Source organism: Niastella koreensis GR20-10 (assembly GCF_000246855.1).
GTDB classification, from domain to species: Bacteria; Bacteroidota; Bacteroidia; order Chitinophagales; family Chitinophagaceae; genus Niastella; species Niastella koreensis.
Window position 1 is genome coordinate 1,737,908 of record NC_016609.1, and the last position, 23,893, is coordinate 1,761,800.

Annotated in this window: 17 protein-coding genes; 7 read left to right on the forward strand and 10 right to left on the reverse strand. The window is 45.2% G+C overall.

Annotated elements, in window-relative coordinates; translation table 11 throughout:
• Window positions 1-91: 91 nt before the first annotated feature.
• Window positions 92-829 carry a DUF434 domain-containing protein gene (locus NIAKO_RS06880; RefSeq protein ID WP_014217687.1) on the reverse strand — a complete coding sequence of 246 codons (738 nt, stop codon included), beginning with the start codon at window positions 827-829 and terminating at the stop codon, window positions 92-94.
• A 168-nt stretch (window positions 830-997) separates the two neighbouring features.
• Here NIAKO_RS06880 and NIAKO_RS06885 point away from each other — a divergent pair, with 168 nt between their 5' ends.
• Window positions 998-5,098: an RHS repeat-associated core domain-containing protein gene (locus NIAKO_RS06885; protein ID WP_014217688.1), complete on the forward strand. Its 4,101-nt coding sequence runs from the start codon at window positions 998-1,000 to the stop codon at window positions 5,096-5,098.
• 11 nt (window positions 5,099-5,109) lie between these two features.
• On the forward strand, window positions 5,110-5,580 hold the full coding sequence (locus NIAKO_RS06890; RefSeq protein WP_014217689.1) for a hypothetical protein: 471 nt from the start codon (window positions 5,110-5,112) through the stop codon (window positions 5,578-5,580).
• A 150-nt stretch (window positions 5,581-5,730) separates the two neighbouring features.
• On the opposite strand, the gene NIAKO_RS06895 is transcribed toward NIAKO_RS06890, so the two are convergent.
• From NIAKO_RS06895 to NIAKO_RS06910, 4 genes are all read right to left on the reverse strand, one after another.
• The gene (locus NIAKO_RS06895; protein ID WP_014217690.1) at window positions 5,731-8,424 is read right to left on the reverse strand and encodes a tetratricopeptide repeat protein; all 2,694 of its coding nucleotides are present in this window, start codon (window positions 8,422-8,424) and stop codon (window positions 5,731-5,733) included.
• A 5-nt stretch (window positions 8,425-8,429) separates the two neighbouring features.
• Window positions 8,430-9,806, reverse strand: coding sequence for a CHAT domain-containing protein (locus NIAKO_RS06900; RefSeq protein ID WP_014217691.1), 1,377 nt, complete (start codon window positions 9,804-9,806; stop codon window positions 8,430-8,432).
• Window positions 9,807-9,817: 11 nt separating this feature from the next.
• On the reverse strand, window positions 9,818-10,855 hold the full coding sequence (locus tag NIAKO_RS06905; RefSeq protein WP_014217692.1) for a hypothetical protein: 1,038 nt from the start codon (window positions 10,853-10,855) through the stop codon (window positions 9,818-9,820).
• Between the two features lie 167 nt (window positions 10,856-11,022).
• Window positions 11,023-11,670 carry a response regulator gene (locus NIAKO_RS06910; RefSeq protein WP_014217693.1) on the reverse strand — a complete coding sequence of 216 codons (648 nt, stop codon included), beginning with the start codon at window positions 11,668-11,670 and terminating at the stop codon, window positions 11,023-11,025.
• A 225-nt stretch (window positions 11,671-11,895) separates the two neighbouring features.
• Here NIAKO_RS06910 and NIAKO_RS06915 point away from each other — a divergent pair, with 225 nt between their 5' ends.
• The gene (locus NIAKO_RS06915) at window positions 11,896-12,678 is read left to right on the forward strand and encodes an NUDIX hydrolase (RefSeq protein ID WP_041346445.1); all 783 of its coding nucleotides are present in this window, start codon (window positions 11,896-11,898) and stop codon (window positions 12,676-12,678) included.
• A 64-nt stretch (window positions 12,679-12,742) separates the two neighbouring features.
• On the opposite strand, the gene NIAKO_RS06920 is transcribed toward NIAKO_RS06915, so the two are convergent.
• Window positions 12,743-13,336, reverse strand: coding sequence for a c-type cytochrome (locus NIAKO_RS06920; RefSeq protein WP_014217695.1), 594 nt, complete (start codon window positions 13,334-13,336; stop codon window positions 12,743-12,745).
• Window positions 13,337-13,589: 253 nt separating this feature from the next.
• The gene (locus NIAKO_RS06925) at window positions 13,590-15,716 is read right to left on the reverse strand and encodes an outer membrane beta-barrel family protein (RefSeq protein ID WP_041346447.1); all 2,127 of its coding nucleotides are present in this window, start codon (window positions 15,714-15,716) and stop codon (window positions 13,590-13,592) included.
• A 219-nt stretch (window positions 15,717-15,935) separates the two neighbouring features.
• Between NIAKO_RS06925 and NIAKO_RS06930 the strand changes: the two genes are divergently transcribed.
• On the forward strand, window positions 15,936-16,604 hold the full coding sequence (locus tag NIAKO_RS06930) for a FadR/GntR family transcriptional regulator (RefSeq protein WP_014217697.1): 669 nt from the start codon (window positions 15,936-15,938) through the stop codon (window positions 16,602-16,604).
• Window positions 16,605-16,641: 37 nt separating this feature from the next.
• The gene (locus NIAKO_RS06935) at window positions 16,642-17,865 is read left to right on the forward strand and encodes an MFS transporter (protein WP_014217698.1); all 1,224 of its coding nucleotides are present in this window, start codon (window positions 16,642-16,644) and stop codon (window positions 17,863-17,865) included.
• A gap of 33 nt (window positions 17,866-17,898) precedes the next feature.
• Here NIAKO_RS06935 and NIAKO_RS06940 read toward each other — a convergent pair whose 3' ends face one another.
• Window positions 17,899-19,059 carry a threonine aldolase family protein gene (locus NIAKO_RS06940; RefSeq protein WP_014217699.1) on the reverse strand — a complete coding sequence of 387 codons (1,161 nt, stop codon included), beginning with the start codon at window positions 19,057-19,059 and terminating at the stop codon, window positions 17,899-17,901.
• A gap of 208 nt (window positions 19,060-19,267) precedes the next feature.
• Here NIAKO_RS06940 and NIAKO_RS06945 point away from each other — a divergent pair, with 208 nt between their 5' ends.
• Complete coding sequence (locus NIAKO_RS06945) at window positions 19,268-19,477, forward strand: hypothetical protein (protein ID WP_014217700.1); 210 nt, start codon at window positions 19,268-19,270, stop codon at window positions 19,475-19,477.
• Between the two features lie 45 nt (window positions 19,478-19,522).
• On the opposite strand, the gene NIAKO_RS06950 is transcribed toward NIAKO_RS06945, so the two are convergent.
• Window positions 19,523-20,476, reverse strand: a complete 954-nt coding sequence (locus tag NIAKO_RS06950) for a YihY/virulence factor BrkB family protein (RefSeq protein ID WP_014217701.1) — start codon at window positions 20,474-20,476, stop codon at window positions 19,523-19,525.
• 211 nt (window positions 20,477-20,687) lie between these two features.
• On the opposite strand from NIAKO_RS06950, the gene NIAKO_RS06955 reads away from it, so the two are divergent.
• A complete protein-coding gene (locus tag NIAKO_RS06955) occupies window positions 20,688-21,530 on the forward strand; it encodes a hypothetical protein (RefSeq protein WP_014217702.1) in 843 nt (280 codons plus the stop codon).
• 68 nt (window positions 21,531-21,598) lie between these two features.
• On the opposite strand, the gene katG is transcribed toward NIAKO_RS06955, so the two are convergent.
• Complete coding sequence (gene katG, locus NIAKO_RS06960) at window positions 21,599-23,872, reverse strand: catalase/peroxidase HPI (protein WP_014217703.1); 2,274 nt, start codon at window positions 23,870-23,872, stop codon at window positions 21,599-21,601.
• Window positions 23,873-23,893 lie beyond the last annotated feature (21 nt).

Genomic DNA, 23,893 nt, shown 5'->3' on the forward strand with positions numbered 1-23,893 from the left:
AAACCAAACCTGTATGGCAAACTCCAGGGTAACCACTTTACAAAAATCGGTACGCTTCTTTTTCCGGATGTTGTTCTGGACACCGGTAAAGTCAGAATAATTTTATCGTTAGGCGGTTATTAAATGAAAGTAGTTTTACTGCCGGTAATTGGTTGATGATGTAAGCTCCCAGGTTAAACCAGGATTTACATTCATTAAGCACCCAGCCATCGGAACTGCAAATTAACCCGCTGTTTTCGATCAGGTATTTATCGGGGGCGTTTTCAAGCAGGATCTCCCAGGGAAAATGGTGTTTACCTGCTAACTCATAACAGGCGCCTTTTAGTTTACCGCTGTTCGATACAGGCGCATCGAACACCCAGATCACTTTTTGCAATTGCAGCTGTTGCAGGGTTTTTCCTATAAGCACCAGGGCCTCTTCGGTAGTTTGCACTGTTCTGTAAGAACCGTGAACGGAGGAGATGTCCCGGTAACAACCATCCAGTCCTTCAAATACAAAACCGCCTGAAAGCGCTGTTTCCAGGATGATAAGAACATTGAAGCCATCCAACAGGATGGTTTCTCCTTTTAAAGCATCGGGCGACAATTCCGTATTTTTCCGGATGCTGCGTTCATTCGCTGAACATGCCATTCCCTGCAGGGCCTGCAATTGGCGTTGCACCAGTTGGTACCGGTTGCCCGCCAGGGCCAGGGAGGCTTTGACTGGGTAATCCCTGCCAAGCAGGTAATACAGGTCTTCAAGAGCATGCTGTAATTTTTCCTGCGATTCGGGATCCCCAAAAAGTAAATCATCGGCAGCATTCATTGCTGTTGAACTCCGGCTTGTCATGGTGCAAAATTAAGCAAGTCCCCATTATAGTGGGTTTATTGTCAATTTTGTCACAAACCGATCCGTGTTAATAAAAAATACCCATAAGCCTTAAGGTGATAGGAATGAAATTTGTTACATCAAAGGACCATTTTTCGCGTAGCATTAACCATTATACATTAACCTAATATGTACGTTGCAAACACGCACCTTAAGCCTGTGATCGGTATTGATCTTCATTTTGTGAATACACCGATTCCCTTTGTCCCGCTTCCTCACCCTTATATCGGGTTGGTTATTGATCCCTTCGACTATATTCCTTTTATTGGCGCCACGGTAAAAATAAACCATGTGCCGCGTGGTAACACTGATACCGCCGGCATGATCATCACGTTTGTGCATATACCATTTGGGATTGGTTTTTCCCTGGTGCCGGTTATTGGACATGACAGCCAGAATTTCTTTGGCAGCAAAACGGTGTCGATCGATGGCGCGCCTATGAGCGGGGCGGGGTATATGTTGATGACCTGTAACGACATTGGTTTACCGCTTTCGTTCAAACCCGGTAAGAAATTCAAACCCATTCCATCCTTATACCTGCCCACTTCGTATTGTATTCCCCTGCAATGGGGCAAACCGGTGCTCGTTGGCGGACCGCTGGTGCCAAACTTCAGCCTGATGGCTTTGCTAAAAGCGTTTGTGTTTGGCTGTTTTCTGAAAATAGTGGGTAAAATAGGCGGCAAACTGCTGAAGGCGTTAAACAATAAACTGCTCAAGAAATTTCCTTCTACCAAGAAGCTAAGCGACCGGCTGTGTAAAATGGGTTTCGACCCGGTTGACCTTATCACCGGCCGGGTAAATTATACGTACACCGATATTGAATTGCCGGGGCCTATTCACTTTAAACTTACCCGTAGCTGGGATAGCGATTCTGCGATAAAAGGTCCGTTGGGCCATGGCGTTCACCTGAGTTATGACCGTTGGATAGCCGAATGGCAGGAGGACGATTGTTTTTCATTGATGATGGCCGATGGCCGGCTGATAGCTTTCCCATTGTTGGCTGCTGGCGGGGAGTTTTATCATCCGCAGGAAAAAGTTTTGATCCGCCGTAAACAAAATGGCCATTTCCTGCTGGAAGATTATAATGACAATTGTTACTATCATTTCAACTACGATATACAACCCGGCACCTGGCGATTGTCGTTTATTGAGAATTACAGCGGCAACCGGATCCAGTTGCATTATACCGGACATCGCTTACAGGCGATTACCGACTCTGTTGGCCGGCAATTGTTCTTTACAACAGATAAACAACATCGCATTACCCACGTAACGCTCAAACACAAAACAATTGAGCGGATTCTCGTAAGGTATAGCTATAATGAAGCCGGTGACCTGGCAACTATTGCCGATGCATTGAACCAGGCAGTACAATTGGAATACCGCGATCACCTGATGGTAAAAAAGAGGGATCGGAATGGCCAGTCGTTTTACTGGGAGTATGACGATGCCGGGCGTTGTGTTCATACCTGGGGTGATGGCCGCCTGCTGGAAGGATTTATACAATATGGTAAAGGATATAATGAAGTGACTAATTCGCTGGGCGAAACCACCGTTTATTATTTTGATGAAAATAACCTGTGTATTCAGCAAACCGATCATTATGGCAACCACAAATACACGGAGTATACCGATGATTTTGAGCTGTACCGGGAAATTGATGAAGCCGGCAATATAACCGGGTATAAATACAATGAGCGGGGTTTACTGCAGGAAAAAACATTCCCGGATGGCAATAGCATCCAATATCATTACAACGAATACAATCAGCCGGTTCTAACTATTAACCCCGATGGCAGTAGTCAGGCCCGGGGTTATGATGAAGCCCGCCGTCTGCAATTTGTAAATTATCCCAACGGAAAAACGATCACTTACGAATACAATGAAGAAGGACAATTAGCAGCGGTTATTGAAACCGGTAACCGTAAAACGTTGTTGCAGTATGATGAAGATGAGAACCTCGTGAGTCTGCAATGGCCCGATGGTTCGCAGGCCAGGTGGAAGTTTGATGCCATGGGCAACTGTATCCAAACTACCAATACATCAGGTCACGTGCGCCAGTTTCAGTATGATGAATTGAACCGTTTACACAATATTTACCTGCCCGATGGCAATACGGTAAGGTTAGCGTACAATGGCTATGAGGAAGTGGTTCGGGCGGCAGATAAACACCATGCTGTTCAGTTTGAATATACCCCATTGGGAAAACTGACCAAACGAAAAGAGCAAAAGAGCGAACAACAGTTCCTGTACGATACGGAACAACGGTTGCAGGCAGTGGTGAATGAAGCAGGACGACACTATGTTTTTCAGTATAACAAGCGCGGAGAAGTTATCAAAGAAACGGGGTTTGGCGGTTTGCAGCAACAATTTGAAAGGGATGCTACCGGCAGGGTTGTTAAAATTGTACGGCCTGGGGGCCGGTTTACCAATTATGAATACGATGCCAATGGCCGGGTTATTCGAGCGGAGTATGAAGATGGCAGCTGGGAGCTTTTCTCGTACGATAGAAATGGCAACCTGCAGGAAGCTATTAATGAACACAGTCATGTTCAATTTACCCGCAATAAAATGGGGCTGGTTGAAACCGAAGCGCAGAACGAATACCTGGTGCAAAGTCAATATAATAAAATGGGCGAGCGCATCCAGGTGACCAGCAACCTGGGCGCCGCAATTCAATTACAGCGCAACAAACTGGGACAGGTAACCAAGCTACAGGCGAAGCAGCATGACCTGATGTGGGAAGCGCAGCTGAAATATAACCAGGCAGGGCAGGAGGTAGAAAGATCATTACCCGGGAACCTCATCAGCGAATGGCAATATGATCAGGCCGGTCGCCCCGGTGAACATAAGATTGCCCAGGGTCGGGTAACGCAAAGCTGGAAGAAATATACCTGGGATGCCAATGACCGGTTGACGAATGTTTTTGAGGCTATCGCGCAGGGCAATACGCATTTTAAATATGATGTGCTGGGCAACCTGGTATTTGCACAATATGCAGATAATCGGATTGTGTGTAGGGCGGTGGATGCCAGTGGCAATATATATGAAACCAGGGATCAGTCAGATCGCAGGTACAATAGTGCCGGCGCCCTGTTAGAAAGTAAGCAACATCTTTATAAGTATGATGTTGAAGGCCGACTGATCAATAAAACAAATAAAACAAACGGACAGCAAACGAATTATGAATGGTTTGCCAATGGCCGGTTGAAGAAAATTACCCCGGCTAATGGTAAGGAAGTGTTGTTCACTTATGATGCCCTGGGGCGCCGTATTTCAAAAACAACAGCCGGCAAAATTACCCGTTGGGTGTGGGATAATGATAAGCCATTACATGAATGGATGTATGCCACAAATGAAAAGCCCCGGGCAGTGGTGAGTGAATGGGGTGAAATAACGTATGACAAAATCGAACCTAATCCGGCAAATGGATTTGATAAAACCAATGCTATTACCTGGATCTTTGATGAAGGCTATCATTCGCTGGCGGCTAAAATAGTAAACGGACAATCGTACAGCATCATTGGCGATCATTTGGGTACACCATACTGTATGTATGATGCGGCAGGAAAAGCAGTATGGGAAGGGGCGTTGGATATTTATGGAAGAACGAAAATACTGAAAGGAAAAAACAGTGAGCTGCCTTTCCGGTATGCTGGTCAATATGAAGATGTGGAGACCGGCCTGTATTATAACCGGTTCCGGTATTATGACCCTGAGGCGGGTATTTACATCAGCCAGGACCCCATCCGGTTATTGGGTGGCAAACAATTGTATGGTTATGTAAATGATCCAACAGTAAAAGTTGATATCTTCGGGTTGTCGGGGTTTGATCCATTTTCGGTAGGGGAGATCACTCATTTTCCTGACAATATCATGTTTGGCCAGGGCAGGTGTGCGCCTCAGTTCAGTTCAATAGGCTCACAGGCAGCCGATGAAATTGTGGGACAACCGGTTCGTGCAGTTGGTGAGGCTATTGGTAGGGGTGATTTGAGTCCCGATGTGTTAGTGATCTCCTATACCAAAAGACCCACTGGTGAAATAGTGACTTTAAATAACAGGGGATTGGCAGCACTGACCATTGCCGGTAAAAATCCAGAGTATGCGGTATATGTGCCATTTGATAAAGTGCCGCCGCATCTGAAAAGCGATCCGCCATCTCATTCCATCGATCTTACCATGAATAAAGATGGATCGGGTTTTATGGAAAAAGTAACCAGGTGTAAATAAAAGAAGAAATTATGAACGAAAAACGTAAGCTGGTACCTGTAAAGGTAAATTGGAAAGCAGGCGCATATGAATTATATATTAACGGATCAGAACAATCAACGCTGATCGCAACTACGATAGTAAAGTTGCCGGATGGTTCAAATAAAAGACTCAGGATTACTTTTGAGTCCTTTGCCGAGTTCCGGTATTTCAATTACAATTATGGGGAATCTAATTATAATGAATATTTGGTACAAGCCCCAGACGGAGTCTTTCTGGAAGATACAGCCGATTGGGGGCCTTATGGGCTTCCTTTCAGGGAGGATGGTGTTTGTATCAATCCATATTTTTATGAAGTTCAGAATACGGAATGGTTCAATGAAAAATGGTATCAAAAACTTACCAAACAAAATTTTAAACATTATCTATTGGTAGGGTACGATAGTTATCTCGAAGTGTTGGCAAAGGATAGTTTCAGGTATGAATTTGAAAATTTAGTTTGACAATAAAGTTATTGTTAAATGTATTTGACAACAAATTTGTTGTCAATATTTGATCTTGCAAGCAATTTACGTGGATGTTTATGTAAATGATAAAAAGTTGCCGGAGCCCTTACAGATAAAAGTGCTCAATGAAAATAAGCCGGGTAAAAGTTAATTGTTTAGTACTCCCATGATCTTTATGCCGCTGGCGGCAGTATTACTGATCTGCAATTCGGGATATAACCGGGCTACTGTTTCCAGGAAGAATGTCTTGGTGTTTTCATCCAGTTCGGTATTTACCAGTTGCTCTGCATCTGCCCAACGGCCTTCCTGAATATAGATCAGCGCCTTATTGCCGATGAATACTTTTTCAGCGGGGTTTAACTGGATGGCCTTGTTGTAAGCCTTCATGGCATTATCCATGTTGCCTGTTTCAAAATACAGGTTGCCTAACGAATTCCAGTTCAGGTAATCATTCCCGTCCAGTTTCAATGCTTTTTCATAGGCCTGAATAGCCTGTTCTTTTTGCCCGGTATCACCGTATGCTCTGGCGATGTTAACGGTATAAACATAATTATTGGGGTCAAGCGCCAGGGCCTTGTTGAGATAGGTGATGGCATTATCGTAATCGGCTTTTTCTATATGAATAACTGCCAGTTCATTCCAGGGTTTATGACTGTTTGGGTTAACGGCAATTGCTTTCCTGTAGTAATTTTCGGCTTCGTCTTTATTGCCCATCAGGGCATAACTGGAAGCAATATTTTCGAGGTACACCGATTGGGCAGGATTTAATGCTACCGCTTTTTGAAAGTATTCAATGGCTTTCGGGTGGTTGTTCTGATCGTAATAAGTGAGGCCTATGCGGTTTTGTATAGTGTCGTCCTTAGGCGCTTTTACGGCCGCCTGCTCATAGTAGGGCCGTGCCTTGTCAAATTCTTTTTTGCGCTCAAACGCCAGTCCTACGTTCACGTTAAAGTCAACTACGTCTGGTTGTTTTTCCAGGGCTTTGCGGAACCAGGTCAATGCGTCATCAAATTTCTGTTGGTCATAATAAAACAATCCTGCCTGGTTCAGCGAATCGCCGTCTTTTGTATTCAGCCTGGCTGCTTCTAAAAACTCAGGTTCTGCTTTATCAAACAGGCCCTGGTTCTTATAGGCAAGGCCCAGGTTTTCGTGATAGATTGGATCTTCAGGCAATAATTCCACCGCTTTTGCGTAACAGGTTTCTGCTTCTTTGAACTGCGAATTGCGGTAGTAAAAATTGCCAAGCTTATTCCAGTCGCGCGGGGATTGTGTCAACTCAATCACCTCTTTAAGCAACCCGGCGGCTTCTTCTGTTTGATCGGCTTTTTCTTTTTGTTCAGACAATCTTTGTTTTGCCAGCACCAGGTTGTCTTTGTAAGTATAGTAATCAGGGTTTTGATTCATGGCATCCCGGTAATATGGAATGGCCTTTTCAAAATCTTCCTGGTCGAAATATACATTGCCTATAAAGTTATTGGCCCAGTCGGCCCATACAGGCCGGATTTTTTTACAGATTTCGTACGTGTTGATTGCTTCCTGCGGTTGTTGGGTTTCTTCATAATAATAAGCCAGGTTCCATAAGGCGTCGTAGCTGTCTTTGTCGAGCGAAAGGGCCTTGTTTAATTGTTCTTTGGCCGCATCGAATTTTTTATCCTTGATGCAGGCATACCCCAGGTCAATATAAGCAGGGGAGAGTTGAGGTTGTAATTGTATCGCTTCCCTGTACAGCTTTTCTGCATTTTCAAAATCTTCCATAGCCCGGTAATTGGCGGCCAGGTCTCTGCAGGTATGGTAATAATTGGAATCGTAAAAGCAGGCGCTGTAATTTTCATGGGTGAACCGGAAGCGTTTTTTTTCAGGGTACCATATCAATTGTTCAGCCGCTTTCATCAGACCTGGCATTTTGTTGTTGTGTTCGGCATAAATAACGGCGTTATAGCTGTACAAAGTTATCAGGCGGCGGCAGGAATCTACCTGCAGCAGATTATTGCGCCAGCCTTCGTTGTACCAGTATTCTTCATTGGTAAGCACGTCTTTGGGTAATGCAGTTGCCTGCTCCAGTTTTACTTTTGTTTCTGAAAAAAAAGTATCACCCACCAGGTTATAGGCAACGTAATCCCTGCATTGTTTATTTATCACTTCCAGGAACACTTCCCTGGCTTTTTGATCTTCCCCTTGTTTCATGTACAGTTCACCCATGCAACGTCTGGGTATCAAATGATCGGGCTGTAATTCCAGGGCGTTTTGAAAATGTTTTTCTGCGTGCGTAAAAACAGGAAAGCTGTATAAGACGATCAGTCCTGAGATGGCTTCGGCCAGGCATCGTTCTTTTGCGCCTATGGCAGAATCGTTATAAATGTCCTGGAAAAACGGGTACAGGTCAACCCACCTCGATTCCCAGAGCAGCACCGGTACCTTGCTGATTGCTTTTTTCCAGGTCTCAAAAGGTTCGCCCAATTGAAAGGCCTGTTTCAACAACAGGCACACAAAATCTTCGCGGTAATGAACCAGTGCTTCGGCATAATACTGGCGCAGCAGGTTTGTTGCCTCGGATGTATTGGTGGCAGCTAATTGTTGTACGGCCATAAACTGCTTTTCAAACAGCAGCTCAAAAAAACTCTGCCGCAGCTCATTCAAAACCGATTTACAAAGCTCGTTGCTGTATTTCTCCGGATCTATTTTCAGGTAATCCCATGCATCGTGGGCATCGTCCTGTTCCAGTGATGGCCGCAGGTCTTCCAGCAGTTCTGCCATCAGCACCATATCAGGACCTTTTATCTTCAACGCCCAATGGGCATAAAAACCGGAAAGCAGTTCGGTAATATCTTGTTGTGTAAGCATGGCGCTTATAATTTTGCCCGGGTAGCTTTTTCGGGGTTGTCATTATCAATAGAAGTGGTTTCCAGTTTGGCGGCCCTTTCCTGCGGATTGGTAGTATTCACCATTCTTTCACCGGTTGTTTCAACACCTGGCGCAGTTGCCCTGATCATGCGGATCGGTTCATCGGTAGTAATAAATAAAACAGGGCTGCCGAAATAATTATACTTGTAAGGTTCACCTGCTGGTTGAAATTGCTGCCCCGCGTAATCTTTATGATCGGTGCCCAAATGGTCTCTTCCAATAGTAACTGCTTCGGCTACATCATTACCGGCCAGCAGGCTTTCATATACTTTAAAATAGAATGTGCAGCTTTGGCTGGTGTTGATCTCGTTTTGCATACCTACTACGGCCGGGATGTTCACTCTTGTACATTCATACGCCACACCCCGCAGGGTGTTTTCTATCATGCCGATCTTGGCGCTGTCGCAGGCCTGAAAAAAAACAATGGAGGGCGGACGAACATCCAGTCCATTGCTGGAAAAAAGCGAGGCAAAGGAACCGTCATTAACCCAGTCGATTTTGTCGGCTGACTTTTTCTTCAGGGCCAGTTTACCCGCCTGGTTTTGCAGCATGGCATGGCCAATATAATGAACGATATAAGCCGGTTCGTTCGGGCCACCGTTCCGCCATTCTGTTACAATGCTTTCCACATCATCTTTGAGGCTGTCCATCGAAGGGGCGTCCAGTACTTTTATTTCCACCTTACCGGGATACTGTTGTTTGAGGTTATCAAACATTTTAAGCAACTCAGGTTTATCGGTGGCCCTTGAATCGATCGCCGGGTTAATGCCGCCATTGCCTTCTGTATTAAGCAAAACAATAATGTACAGTTTGTCCTGTTCGGGATGAACGGCCTTGCGGATGTTGGTAGGGAACCGCCTTATAACCTGGAAGCTGCTTTTCACGCTGGCCGATAAATAAAATGGTTCGTCGGACCCGGGAAATTTATACAACACATATTCCCAGGGCAAATTGGCCATGCCCGACTTATCATCGAACGACAATATAAGCCGGCAGTTTTTTGAAACGCCTGAACGCAGGGTTTGGTAGGTTTTGCGCATCGATACGCCGCGCAGATCGCCTTTTTTGCCAAAGATGATCTTGGACAGCATTTCACCCAGCAGTTCAAAATCCTGCCGCTGAAACAGTTCAGGATCGGTTTTAATAAAGTTGAGCACCTTATGAAAGATCTTGGCAATCCCCAGTTCAATGCGAACGTTATTGCCGTCTGCATCATTTTCACCGGTGTCGAAGGGAACCTTACCGGGATCGTTATCCTGGTCGAACACCAGGTTATTGCCATCGATGCTGATCTGGATGTTAATGCTATTTTCGCCGGGCATGGCTGACTGGTTTACAGGTTGGTAATTTTTTCATCCATTTCGCTCCAGAAGTTTTTCTCCAATTGTTTAGCCGCGCCCCAGTTGAATTTCCTGTCCACCATCTTTTTCAGTTCTTCAAAGAACTGGTCAATCAGGCGTTCGGCATCCGCAGTGGTAAGGTCGGCACTGCGGTTCATTTCAAAATTCAGCACCCGCAGCATTTCCTTTATTTTCATTTTTTCACTTTCACTTACTTCCGGTATTCCCTGAGCATAGGCCCTTATTTCGTCGTACTGTTTGTAAATAGGCAGTGCCATGTAATCGTTCCGCTCGGTGGTTTTGGTGATGCTGAACAGGATGTATTCATCTTCCCGGAATGGATTGTTTTTATATAACAGTCTGTTGTTCTTATCAACGGAAAAATCGGCCGCGTCCCAGTTGTTGTTCGATTTGTCGATCATGGCGTAATACCCCGGTTCAAAAGCTTCACCGGCATCGGGATCGAATTCTTTCCTGATGCCAAACAGGGGCTTTGTTTTATCGGTATTCACCAGTTCTTCAATGCCGCTTACAATTACGTCAGATACTTTGGTAAAGCTCTTCAGCATACCAGCAATGTTGTCGTTAAAAACGCCGGTTACGCTTTCGAGGAACTTCATGGTTTTGTTCAGGTAGTTCTCCGTTTCGTTCCTGAATAAGGCTATATTAATGATGAACCGCCCGCCGGCGTAGGGATGCAGCCCCGCTACCCGGGTATCGCGAAAGACCATGCCTTCTCCTTCGCCTTTCATTTTATCTTTTAACAGGGTGCTTCCAACAACAAACGGGTTGGAAACAAATTGTTGGTTGTACATATACTCGGTAATGGAAATAACCATGGGCTCGATCTGGCTGAACCACTGGCGGCTTTCCTTTAAATACATTTCATTGACCCGAAGCGAGAAATAGTGTTTGCGGGTTTCAAAACTCCCTTCCAGCGAGGCAGGATCGGGGGTGTTTTGATTGGGGATCTTGAAATAATGGGGCAATACAGTGGGAGAGCTGATGAGCTTTTTAAAAAAGTCGTTCATAAGCGCAAGTTTAGCCGTGATAATTTGAGTTGCCAATCCGGGTTTCGTGGGGCAGCGGGGAGCTATTCAAAGGATCGCAAAAGGTCAGCTATTTTGAAGAAATTACCAATACCCAGTATGTGGTATGTTTGGCAAGGTTTAATGGGTATTAAATACGAAAAGCAGCTTTATACAAGCTGCTGATTGATTGCTTTAGCCACTACTTCCGTAAGCGAAGCCACATGCAGCTTCTCATAGATCTTCTTTACATGGCTTCTTACTGTTTCATAGCTGATGTTCATATTGGCGGCGATCATTTTATAACTAAGTCCATCCACAATATGAACCAGTACTTCTTTTTCTTTAGGGGTGAGTTTGTAGTCATGAGTAGCAGGCCGGCGAATGAGGCCATGCGATTGTTCCACCATCTTCAATACTTTTCTTGCTATTACCGGTGTTAAGGGGGCGCCGCCCAATTGCATTTCTTTCAACGCGCCAATAAGATGAATGCTCAAATAACTTTTTAAAATATAGCCTGAGGCGCCTGCGCGGATAGAATCGAAGATCAGTTCATCTTCTTCACAGATCGTTTGTATAAGGATCAGAATATGGGGCAATTCTTTTTTCAAATTGCGTACTATATCAATACCGTTCATGCCCGACATCGCAATATCAATCAATACCACCTCCGCCTGGCATTTTATAACCTTTTCCACACAATCCCGGGCATCGTCATAAACGCCTGCCACATCAAACGCCTCATCGGACTGTAACAATTCAGTTATACAATTACGTGCATGCTGGTTTTCGTCGAAAATAGCGATTTTCGTTTTCATAATATTCACTCTTACTATAATGTGTGTTCGCTTGAAAAAACTATAAGCAGCAGTAGATAAATACCAGTTTCGTTAAGTTCTATAGTTCGAGGCAAGTAGCGTATATAAACGGAAACAATAATATTTCCGACTCAGCAACGCAAATGTAATATTAAATTCTCATTGAGTAAATAATACTTAATGAACTAATGTTAATGTTGATAAATACTCATTATTTTGCATGTAATGAAGATGGACGACTATAAACGTTTTGCTACAGAAGGTTACAGGGTCTACGTTCCCAATATATCTATCGCTTGTACACTGCTTGGCTTCCACGACAATAAGTTAAAAGTATTATTACTTCGTTGGAAGGGGCTCGACAAATGGTCCCTGCCCGGTGGGTTTATGAAGCAGGATGAAGATGCGGATGAGGGTGCTGCGCGCATTCTGAAAGAACGTACCGGTTTGGATGTTTACCTGCAGCAATACCATACATATACAAGCCTGAACAGGTTTACTATAGATGAACCAAGCCAGAAAAAATTTAAAGATACATTTGGCATGGAGGTGTTGAAGGGGCATTGGTACGATAAGCGGGTGATAGGCATCGGTTACTACGGCCTGGCGGAATACGCAAAAGTGACCAGGATAGAATTGGATATGATCACCATAGATAGCCGGTGGTGGCCGGTTGATGATATTCCGGAGAACATGCTCTTTAACCACCACGAAATGATTGGTGGCGCCATGAAAGCCTTACAAAGGGATGTTGCCCATGAACCCGTATGTTTAAAACTGCTCCCATCAAAATTTACCATGGCTGAGTTACAATGTTTGTATGAGAGTATTCTGGGTTATTCGCTCGACAGGGGCAACTTCCGGAAAAAGATGATGAATGCAGGCATCCTGAAAGATATGGGGGAGAGCACCACCCGTAAGGCGCATAAGACCCCGCATTTGTATTCGTTCGACGTACGCGCGTATAAAAAGGCCCTGCAAAGTGGAATAATTTTCAAGTTACAATAGCCTCACTAAAAAAGAAAAGGCAACTCCCGGCCGGAGTTGCCTTTTCTTTTTTGCATACCAATGGTCATTTCATCGGACGAAAACCTGGTACTACATTTTTTACGGGCTTAACAGATTTGAGATAGGTGAAAACGGCTTCAACATCATCATCAGTCATATTAATATAATTCTGCCAGGGCATAGGTGGCAATAAAGGACGTGATCCTTCCAGGCCTTTATACTTTCCTTCGCGAAGGGCTTTCTTAAACTGGTCGAGCGACCAGCTGCCGATACCGGTAGAGTCGGGGGTAAGGTTCGCTGCAAAAGTGGTTCCCCAGGGACCCATAAAGGCTGTCATGGTGGGTAACATAACCACTAATCCTTTTTTAACGGCATCTGTCTCGAAGGTTGGTAACGGGTTTGATTCAAGGCATCCGGCCAGTAGATTGGCAGAGTCGATTACAGGTCCCTGCGGGCCCAATTTCTTTGTTGAGTGACAATCGTTACAGCCAAGCGTGGTAACCAGGTATTTTCCTCTTTCAACGAGGTTAAGCTTACCGGCCCGGGCGCTGTCTTTTGTCTCAACAGGGTTTTGAGCAGCAGGGGCGTCTCCGCATCTTACGATTGCAATAGCCACTACACTACCAATAATAATTGTGAAAAGTGTTTTCCTTGACATAAAACGTGTTTCATTTAAATGAAGTGCAAAAAAGTGGAAAATGAAACGCAAAAAAAAGGGTATAACTACCTAAAGTAATTAACCAAAACCGGTAATGAGTTTACCTCAAATCCGGTGATAACGAAAAATACAAAGGAACATCCCCTGTTCGGTTATATGCGAAGTACAACAGATTGATCAATTTTGTGGCAGCAATGATTGTCTATTTGTTTGAGTATTAATTAAGGCGCCGACTTTTGGTGGCGCCGTTTTTTTAGTTAACCCTTCCGGCTTCAGTTTCGATACCCGTTTTTCGTTCACGCCGGTTAACCGCTTTGCCAAAGCGATAGTTGAAACTGATAGTGAGTCTTTGCGTATCGGTTTCCAGGTAATAATAAACTTCGGCGTACCGGATCTTTGTAAGTCTTCTTGTTTTTGAGGTATGAAATAGATCACTGCCCGACAGGGAAAGGGTTGCTTTTTCGTTCAGCTTTTTTTGTACGCCGCCATAAACCTGGCCTGTTGCCCGGTTTGTAGATTGCCATAACAACAATTTACCCCGGTAGGTGGTGGTGATATCACCCGACCAGCCATTGTTGAATTTAAACTGATTGTAGGTCTTTAGATAAAAGGTGGTCAGGTTTGTATTGGCATACAATCCCTCATTGAAAATGGCGCCCTTGTAGTGCCGGTTAATAAATTCCTGGTTGATGTTTACCGTCCACCAGCGGGTGATATTGAATGTCCAGTTTATGCTAGTGCCAATGGTTGTGTACAGGTCAACATTCACCGGCATGGAAATAAAAGCATCGCCCACCTGTTTAAACCCCCGGGTTATCATTCCTTTGGTACGGCTATAGTTAATGCCGGCGATAAACCTGTTATGGGTGTATGATAACTCCAGGTTGTTGCTGAAAGCTGGTTGCAGCAAGCTGTTGCCTGTATTGGTGGTATTCCGGTCGAAATAAAAAGAAGAAGGGTTCAGGTCACTGTAGCCGGGCCGTTCAATTCTTCTGCCGGCCGAAAAGCCCAGGGCGTTTTTGCCACTGCTGTCTAATTGATACATCAGGTACAGGGTAGGGAAGAGGTTGGTATAATGAAGAGAAAACGATGTGTCGGGTTTTGTTGCCATGTCGTATTGCAGGGCATTCCCTGCGGTGCTTTCCATCCGTACACCTGCCTGCACCGAAAAACGGTGGAAGTTCTTTTGCAGGTTAACGTAAGCTGCGTTTATATGCTCCCGGTACCGGAACTTGTTGCTTAACAGAAGGTCCGGGATTATATCAGCACCCGATTGGTTGAAATAATTGCTGGTATTATTCCTTTCTGAATAAATGGTTTGTACCCCCGGTTCCCATTGAACGCTGCCAAACAAGGTATCGGTATAATTTACTTTTGCACCGTAGATGCGGGCGGTGTATGGGCTGCCGGTTATCAATGCCGTTTGTGTGGCCAGGGTATCATCAGGGTGATGCACATCGCTTTCCAGGTGTTGATTGGCCTGGTTGGCATACTGCAGGTAATCGAGATTAACGTTTATTTCTCCGCGATGGCCCGGTAAAAAATGTTGCAGGTTCAGGTTCAGCGAATTTCGATGGGTGTTGGTATTGTAGTGACTGATAGAATTTACAAACGAATCGGATTTATCTGAATTCCCGTTAAATTGGTTGTTGTAGTTACCTGTTTCATAATAAGGTACTGAAAGGCCATTGTACAATACACCCACGGTGGTGTTGCTGCTTACAAAATAATCGATGCCCAGGTTATAATTGAAGCTTTGATCGTGATGGACCTCATGTACATTTTGCTGCAGGGTATATGACAAAGAATTATCAGGATAGGTATATACTCTTTGCCGGTGCGAACTAAAGTAACCTTTATACGCACTGTATCCCACGTTTGAAAAGAGGTTCAGTTTATTATTCCTGTAATTAAACACCAGGCTGTTGTTCCACCTGAAATACCGGCCCTGGCTGGCGCCCGCAGTGGCGCTGCCATTGAAACCATGCGATTTTAGTTTCTTCAGTTTTATATTTATAATAGCCGTCCCATCTGCACTATACCGCGAGGAGGGATTGGGCATCAATTCAATTTGATCGATCATGGAAACAGATAGCGACCGTAAATAATTTAGCAGGTCAGTACCGGTAAGCCGGGCAGGTTTATCGTCGATATAAATAATAACGTTTTCCCGGCCACTTAAACTAACACTTCCATTTTCATCAACCAGCACTCCCGGCGCAAGATTCAGCACATCAATGGCATTACCGCCTGCTGTGGAGGCAAGTGCATTGGCATTTACTACAATTTTATCCAGTTGGCGTTCAACAAAGTTTTTCTGACCGGTAACCACCACTGTTTTTAACTGTTTTGTTTTGGCAGAATCAACTGCTGCCTTCATAGTGCGGCTTGTATCCTGTTGGGCGTTCGCAGTACAAAAAATAAATAGCCCTGATAATAACAATGCGGAGTGAAGTATTGGCTGCATGGCCACAAACCTATAACTATTTGCTTAGTTAAACAACTAATTAATTAGTTTAAGTCGATAATTACTGGTTAACCGGGCAAATTTTTTTAGAATTTATCCCGAAGCGCTGTACCTTTGCAATCATCAGATGATATGATGAACAATTTAATTCCACGCCGGTCGCTCGCAGATGAAGTGGCTGCCCAATTACAACAACAGATAACCCTGGGGAAGTATAAAACCGGGGAACAGTTGCCTATTGAACCCGAATTGATGAAAACATTCGGGGTGGGGCGCTCTACCATTCGCGAGGCTATCAAAACCCTGGTGAACTCGGGATTGCTGCGTGTACAGCAGGGACTGGGCACTTTTGTGGAGGGAACGGAAGGCATCAAAGAGCCTTTGCAGCAACGGTTAAAGCGGGCAGATTTTAAAGACCTGGATGAAGTTCGGCAGTTAATAGAAATGAAGATCGCCGAAAAAGCCGCTGCCAACCGCACCGACGAAGACCTGAAGGAAATCCGCCACTGGCTGGCATTACGCAAAAAAGCAGCAACAGATGATAAGCTGGTTGAATGTGTTGAAGCCGACATCCGCTTTCATACCGCTATTGCAGTGGCTTCCGGCAACGAAGTGCTGGCCGACCTGTACAAGAGCTTAACAATACAGATAAAAAACTGGTTCCTGACCGTTTACAGCGATGCCACCGATTTCAGGAAAACTCAAAATATGCATGAACAATTGTTAAAGGCCATCGAGGCAAACGATAACCGGAAGGCCTGGAACATAGCTGCAAAAATTATAGGACATACTGCTCAATAAACAATTTGTATTTAAACATCAGATGATCTGATTTATTATGATGAAAACAACCAATTCCCCGGCAGTTATTGATGCGAAGGCGCTGGCGCAAACAACCGTTTATTCCATTCTGTTTACGATCAGTTTTTCCCATTTGCTGAATGATATGATGCAGTCGGTTATCCCGGCTATTTACCCGATGCTAAAGGACAACTATCATTTGTCGTTTACCCAGATCGGGTTGATCACTTTTACTTTTCAATTAACGGCCTCCCTGCTGCAACCATTTGTGGGGCATTTTACCGATAAAACACCCCGGCCGTATTCGCTGGCCATTGGCATGGGCTTTACCTTAACAGGGCTTATTTCGCTGGCACTGGCGCACAATTTTGCCACCATACTGGTTAGTGTGAGCCTCATAGGTATGGGTTCCTCGGTGTTTCATCCTGAATCGTCGCGGGTGGCGCACCTGGCTTCGGGTGGTAAAAAAGGACTGGCGCAATCCATCTTTCAACTGGGTGGCAATGCCGGTTCAGCTATTGGTCCCCTGCTGGCCGCATTGATCGTAGTGCCTTACGGGCAATTCAATATCATCTGGTTTGGACTGGTGGCCATCTTAGGCATTGTAGTATTGATAAGAGTAGGCGGATGGTATAAAGACCATTTAGAGCTGAGAAAGAAAAACAAAGCTGTTGCACCGGTAGTGCATTCGCATTTGCCCAGGTCAAGAGTGATTACTTCACTGGCAATATTGCTGGTGCTTATTTTCTCAAAGTATTTTTACATGGCCAGCATGAGCAGCTATTTTACTTTTTACCTGATCGATAAATTCCACCTTACCGTACAGCAATCGCAGATCCACCTGTTCATTTTCCTGGCATCTGTAGCCGCAGGCACTTTGCTGGGCGGTCCGTTGGGCGATCGTTTTGGAAGAAAATATATTATCTGGATCTCAATCCTGGGTGTGGCGCCATTTACCTTGTTATTGCCTTATGCCAACCTGTTCTGGACCGGCGCGTTGTCGATGGTCATTGGCTTTATTCTCGCTTCGGCATTCTCGGCCATTTTAGTATATGCTACCGAACTGGTGCCCGGTAAAGTGGGCATGATCGCCGGGTTGTTCTTTGGTTTTGCCTTTGGTATGGGCGGACTTGGTTCAGCCGTATTGGGGAAACTGGCTGATGCAACCAGTGTGAACTATGTGTTCCATGTATGCGCCTTTTTACCATTGCTGGGTATAATTACCGGTTTGCTGCCCAATATTGAGCATCAGAAGAAGTAGGATGCGTTTATTTTTTCGGCTCCTTCAATTTATTTACCCCATACTCTTCTTAAAAGCATTAATGATATAGTTGTTATCCTGGTAAAGAAGGGTTTCATTTACAGAAATGAAACCCTCATTTTTTTCATTCACCCGCCCAATGCGGATATTATAGTTGGTGTTCAACGCATCTCTTAATTTGGTGATCTCTATTTTGGGCGATAACGCAAAAGTATAAATATTGGTACCACCGGGCAGGGCCTTGATAGCGATGCCGGGAATTTTATTTAATGCTTCAAACAGCTCATTGGCTTTTTGAACGGTATTCTTCATGCGGGTTTCAAAACCTTCCAGCCGGTGAAGGGCCATGGCGGCATTGGCCCAGTTGCCATACATACTGCCGCCATGCACTTTTATCAGGTGCGGCATTTTATCAATTACAGCTTTCTCCCCACAGAGTATGGCGCCGCCAGCAGCACCAAAGTATTTGTACAACGAAATATAAATGGTATCAAACAGGGAGGCATATTCTTTTACCGAAACGCCCGACCAGGCAGCGGCCATATAGATCCGGGCGCCATCGAGGTGCAGTTTAATATTGTTGGCACGGCAGTATGTGCTGATCTTTCTTAATTCTTCCATAGGCACCATGCGCCCATTGCTTCTGCGTACGGGGTTTTCAATCGATACCGCGCCAATGCCTGTTTTAAACACTTCTTCATTGGGAATGGCTTCCACCGCCGCCTGTAGTTGTTGCGCGGTAAAAAAAGGTTCGTCCTTTGCCAGGGGCATCAGTCTTTTCTGATAAACAGTTTGTGCCGCATCGGCTTCATCCCGGTAAACATGGCTGGTATCCTGTACAAACACCTTACTGTTTTCACCGCTTAATACGGCAATGGCCAGCTGGTTGGCCATGGTGCCCGTAGGCATAAACACTGCCTTTTCCTTACCCGTTATTTCAACAAACTTTTTTTCCAGTGCCTCAACCGATCCGCCGGCGCCATAGGAATCCCGTGCAATGGTGGCCTGTTGCAAAATATTCAGGTAATCTGCAGGCTCAAACATTTCACCGTCGCCCAGGAATTTAATAGCCTGGGCAGCCATGGGCGATTGTTTGTGACCGGTACCCATTGCCAAAACAGGATTGGTAACCAATAAGGGCAGGGTAGCCAGACCGGAATTCTTCAGGAAGTTTCTTCTGTTTACTGGGGCCATATAAAAGCGTTTAGTGGCAGGAAGTTAGTAAATTAATGTGAGTTAATATCTGTGTTGCACAGCCGCTTGTATATATTAAGGTCAGATGTTAATTTTGGTGTATCTTTTAAATAGCAGATATGAATTAATGCAGATTTGTTGCTTGTTCAAACTTTTAATTTAATAGTAGCGTGGCATAATTTTTTTCATAATTAATTAAAGCTTGATTATGGAAGACAATAAAAAGAAAGACATCAACAAGCAAAAGGAGGAACAGAAGGACAACCCGGTTTCACAACCCGATCCTGAAACCCTTCACAAAACTGATCCTCAGGAAAATATGCGGGGACCATTGAGTTCCCTGCTGAATAAAGAAAGAAAAGCAATAGATGAAAAAGGAAAGGAATATGTAGATGGGGAAGGTGACGACAAGCAATAATAAAATAAGAATACTGGCCGCATCCTGAGCAGGGTGCGGCCTTTTTTATTTAACGGCTGGCTGTTTTTTAGTTTCTTTAACAGTAGTATTATTATCCTTGTCAGTTTCAATTTCAACCTTCTTCAACGATACTGCATAATCATTAGGTTGAAGGGCAGAACCCTTATGCGCACTCCAGGCCATGGCATACTCGGCGCCCAGGTATAAAATGATCGCAGAATAATATACCCATAAAAGCAGGATCACCAGCGAGCCTGCAGCCCCATAGGTGGTGCCGATATTGCTTTTGCCAATGTAAAAGGAGATACCGAATTTACCTGCCATAAACAACAAGCTGGAGGCAATAGCGCCCGGCAGCACATCTTTAAATTTTGTTTTGGCGTCGGGCAGTACTTTAAAGATCAGCAGGAACAAAACCATAATCACTAATAATGAGATCACTAAGTTTAAAATATAGAATACAACAACCGTTACATCCGGGAAGTGGCTTTTCAGCCGGTCACTCAGCCCTTCCACAATAGTGGTCACGGCAAGTGATACCAGTAATAAAAAGCCAAGACTGATAACAATGGAAAAGGAGAGGAACCGGGTTCTTACAAACTGCCAGATCCCTTTTTGTGGTTTTGCCTTAAACCCCCAGATGGTATTGATGGAATCCTGGATTTCGGCAAATACGGCCGTTGCACTGAATAACAAGGTTATAATCCCTATTACTGCCGCTGTTGTTCCCTTGCCGCTCAGGGAGGCGTTCTTAATGATCGTTTGGAGTTGAAGCGCAGCATCCGGGCCAACAAACGATTTCATCTGGTCATAAATCCTGCCCTGTACAGCTTCCTGACCTAAAAAGATGCTGCACAAAAAAATGATCACCACCAGTAAAGGCCCAAAAGAAAAAACGGTGGTATAGGCAAGCGAAGCGCTCAATTTGAGGATCTTGTCACTCATAAAATTTTTAAAGCACTGTAGCAGTACCTGTCCTATGATCTTTATTCTCTTCATCGGTTCAAGCCATGGATACTACAACAGCCTAAAAAATTATACCATCGCCTTTCGGAAGATATCCCCAATTTAACAGCATTTTAATTTTTTTAGCCGGTCAAGGAAACCAATAGTACCACTTTGGCGTATCAGAGGCAAATGATCAAAAGGACTGTTTGCAGAGCGCTCTGCGAACGCTTTCGCCTTAACTATTAAAAGTAAAAATTCTAACATGAAACGATCCATGCTTTCAATGACATGGGCCGGTATGCTATTGCTAACCGTCACCGCCTGTACTCATGACCATGAAGATATGCCTGTTCCTGCGCCTAATAATGTGCAACTTAAGCAAGACAACCAGTTGGGTAGCATTCTTACTGATGTCAACGGAAAAACGCTTTATTTCTTTTCCAACGATGCCAATGGACAATCTGCCTGCAGCGGTGGTTGCGCCACCACCTGGCCCATATTTTATGTAGATGCGCTGAATTTGCCGGCAGGGCTTGCCAGTGCTGATTTTGGCAGCATTACCCGCGCAGATGGGAAACCTCAAACAACCTATAAGGGTTGGCCCTTGTACTACTATGCCAAGGATTCAGTGGCAGGAGATAAAAAAGGAGAAGCGTTTGGCAGCAAATGGTTCACTGCAAAACCTGATTATACGATTATGCTGGCTTATACCCAGTTAATTGGCAACGATACAAAACATTATACCAGTAAGTATGTAGAAGGTGATGAAGTAACTCCATACTTCACAGATGCCTATGGCCACACGCTGTATACTTTTAAAAACGACAAATTCAACGCCAATAAGTACACCAAGAGTGATTTCAGCAACAACGGAACCTGGCCAATAGATACATTGAACACAGTGCAGGGAATACCCTCGATGTGCAATTCGGCCGATTTTAATAAGATCAATGTGTTTGGTAAAACCCAGATCACATACAGAGGCTGGCCTTTGTACTATTTTGGACCCGATTCATTAAAACGGGGTAATACAAAAGGCGTGAGTGTGCCAACACCGGGCACCTGGCCTGTAGCGAATCAGAATACAACTCCGGCAGTTCCCTGATACACGCGTTCGTAAGTAAAAAAGCGTCCGCCAGCTGGCGGACGCTTTTTATTTTACAAATATGGTAATTATAAATCAAACCTGTCCAGGTTCATTACCTTGTTCCAGGCTGCAACAAAGTCCTTTACAAATTTCTCTTTTGCATCTGCTGCACCATACACCTCGGCTATGGCTCTCAGTTCTGAGTTGGAACCAAACACCAGGTCGGCACGGGTAGCCATCCATTTTACTTTGCCTGTAGTACGGTCGGTACCTTCATACAGTTCCCTGTCTTCACCAGCCGCCTTCCAGGCCGTGTTCATGTCCAGCAGGTTTACAAAGAAATCGTTGGTGAGTTTACCGGGATGCAACGTGAATACGCCGTTTTTGCTGCCATCGAAATTAGTATCCAGCACGCGCATGCCACCCACCAATACCGTCAATTCAGGTGCAGTGAGCGTAAGCAGGTGCGCTTTATCTATCAGCAAGGCTTCGGTTAACACATGCGATCTTGTTTTACGGTAATTGCGGAAACCATCGGCATGCGGTTCCAGGTAGCCTACAGATTCCACATCTGTTTGTTCCTGCGTAGCATCCATGCGGCCAGGCGTAAACGGAACGGTTACATCAAAACCGGCATCTTTAGCCGCTTTTTTTATTCCGGCGCAACCTGCCAGTACAATCAGGTCGGCTAATGAAACTTTCTTACCACCGCTTTGCGCTTCATTGAATTCTTTTTGAACAGCTTCCAGTTTGCTCAATACTTTTTGTAATTGCGGCGGATTGTTCACCACCCAAAACTTTTGCGGAGCCAAACGAATCCGTGCGCCATTGGCGCCACCGCGTTTATCGGTACCCCTGAATGTAGAAGCCGAAGCCCAGGCAGTTGAAACCAGTTCTGACACGCTTAATCCCGATGCCAGTACTTTTTCCTTCAGGGCCGCTACATCCTTATCATCGATCAGGGGATGGTTCACTGCAGGGATCGGGTCCTGCCAAAGCAATTCTTCCTTCGGAACATCAGCACCCAGGTAACGGGCACGCGGCCCCATATCGCGGTGCGTTAATTTAAACCAGGCGCGTGCAAAAGCATCTGCAAACGCGTCGGGGTTTTCCAGAAAGCGGCGGGAGATCTTTTCGTAGATGGGGTCGAACCGTAACGAAAGATCGGTAGTAAGCATCGTTGGCAAATGCTTCTTTGCACCATCATATGCATCAGGGATAATGCTGTCGGCATTTTTAGCCACCCACTGGTGTGCGCCCGCAGGGCTTTTTGTTAACTCCCATTCAAATCCAAACAGGTTCTCAAAAAAGTTGTTGCTCCATTTGGTAGGCGTTTTTGTCCAGATAACTTCCAACCCGCTGGTAATGGTATCAGCGCCTTTACCGGATTTATAACTGTTGCTCCAGCCAAGTCCCTGCATTTCCAGGTCAACGGCTTCGGGTTCTTTACCAACATGGGTAGCAGGCGCCGCACCATGGGTTTTACCAAAACTGTGTCCGCCCGCAATAAGGGCAACAGTTTCCTCATCATTCATTGCCATACGGCCAAACGTATCACGAATATCTTTTGCGGCAGCAATCGGGTCAGGGTTTCCATCGGGACCTTCCGGATTAACATAGATCAAACCCATTTGCACGGCAGCCAGTGGTTTTTCCAGGTTGCGGCTGTGCTCATCGCCATCAGCAGGTTCGTCGGCCGATAATACCCCATGGCCTTCCACAACACCGGGCGAGCCATGCGCATAACGAACGTCGCCACCCAGCCAGGTATTTTCAGCACCCCAATACACGTCCTCATCGGGTTCCCATACATCGGGACGACCGCCTGCAAAGCCAAAAGTTTTAAAACCCATCGATTCCAGGGCAATATTGCCGGTAAGGATCATCAGGTCGGCCCAGGAGATCTTGTTGCCGTATTTCTGTTTAATGGGCCACAGCAATCTGCGCGCTTTATCAAGACTCACGTTGTCGGGCCAGCTGTTCAGCGGGGCAAAACGTTGCTGGCCAGAACCGCCGCCACCGCGGCCATCGAATACCCGGTACGTACCTGCACTGTGCCAGGCCATGCGAATGAACAGGGGACCATAATGCCCAAAATCCGCCGGCCACCAGCTTTGAGAATCTGTCATCAGGGCATGCAGGTCTTTTTTAACGGCTTCCAGGTCAAGACTTTTAAATGCCTCCGCATAATCGAAGTCATCGCCCATGGGATTTGATCTCTCTGAGTGCTGACGCAGGATGTTCAATTTTAGCTGATTGGGCCACCAATCGCGATTACGGGTGCCGCCACCGCCAACATTCTGCTTTAAACTGCCATTATGAAAGGGGCATTTACCGATGTCTTTTGAGTCTTTTTCCATTGTTATAAGTTTATGGTAATG

What these genes read in the sequence shown, in the direction of transcription:
- NIAKO_RS06895 (WP_014217690.1), bottom strand. Translation starts at nt 8,424, where the DNA reads ATGCTTACACAACAAGATATTACCGAACTGCTTTCCGGTTTTTATGCC.
- NIAKO_RS06955 (WP_014217702.1), top strand. Translation starts at nt 20,688, where the DNA reads ATGAAACGATCCATGCTTTCAATGACATGGGCCGGTATGCTATTGCTA.
- NIAKO_RS06940 (WP_014217699.1), bottom strand. Translation starts at nt 19,059, where the DNA reads ATGGCCCCAGTAAACAGAAGAAACTTCCTGAAGAATTCCGGTCTGGCT.
- NIAKO_RS06885 (WP_014217688.1), top strand. Translation starts at nt 998, where the DNA reads ATGTACGTTGCAAACACGCACCTTAAGCCTGTGATCGGTATTGATCTT.
- NIAKO_RS06925 (WP_041346447.1), bottom strand. Translation starts at nt 15,716, where the DNA reads ATGAAGGCAGCAGTTGATTCTGCCAAAACAAAACAGTTAAAAACAGTG.
- NIAKO_RS06950 (WP_014217701.1), bottom strand. Translation starts at nt 20,476, where the DNA reads ATGAAGAGAATAAAGATCATAGGACAGGTACTGCTACAGTGCTTTAAA.
- NIAKO_RS06905 (WP_014217692.1), bottom strand. Translation starts at nt 10,855, where the DNA reads ATGAACGACTTTTTTAAAAAGCTCATCAGCTCTCCCACTGTATTGCCC.
- NIAKO_RS06935 (WP_014217698.1), top strand. Translation starts at nt 16,642, where the DNA reads ATGATGAAAACAACCAATTCCCCGGCAGTTATTGATGCGAAGGCGCTG.
- NIAKO_RS06900 (WP_014217691.1), bottom strand. Translation starts at nt 9,806, where the DNA reads ATGCCCGGCGAAAATAGCATTAACATCCAGATCAGCATCGATGGCAAT.
- katG (WP_014217703.1), bottom strand. Translation starts at nt 23,872, where the DNA reads ATGGAAAAAGACTCAAAAGACATCGGTAAATGCCCCTTTCATAATGGC.
- NIAKO_RS06880 (WP_014217687.1), bottom strand. Translation starts at nt 829, where the DNA reads ATGACAAGCCGGAGTTCAACAGCAATGAATGCTGCCGATGATTTACTT.
- NIAKO_RS06915 (WP_041346445.1), top strand. Translation starts at nt 11,896, where the DNA reads ATGAAGATGGACGACTATAAACGTTTTGCTACAGAAGGTTACAGGGTC.
- NIAKO_RS06910 (WP_014217693.1), bottom strand. Translation starts at nt 11,670, where the DNA reads ATGAAAACGAAAATCGCTATTTTCGACGAAAACCAGCATGCACGTAAT.
- NIAKO_RS06945 (WP_014217700.1), top strand. Translation starts at nt 19,268, where the DNA reads ATGGAAGACAATAAAAAGAAAGACATCAACAAGCAAAAGGAGGAACAG.
- NIAKO_RS06920 (WP_014217695.1), bottom strand. Translation starts at nt 13,336, where the DNA reads ATGTCAAGGAAAACACTTTTCACAATTATTATTGGTAGTGTAGTGGCT.
- NIAKO_RS06930 (WP_014217697.1), top strand. Translation starts at nt 15,936, where the DNA reads ATGATGAACAATTTAATTCCACGCCGGTCGCTCGCAGATGAAGTGGCT.
- NIAKO_RS06890 (WP_014217689.1), top strand. Translation starts at nt 5,110, where the DNA reads ATGAACGAAAAACGTAAGCTGGTACCTGTAAAGGTAAATTGGAAAGCA.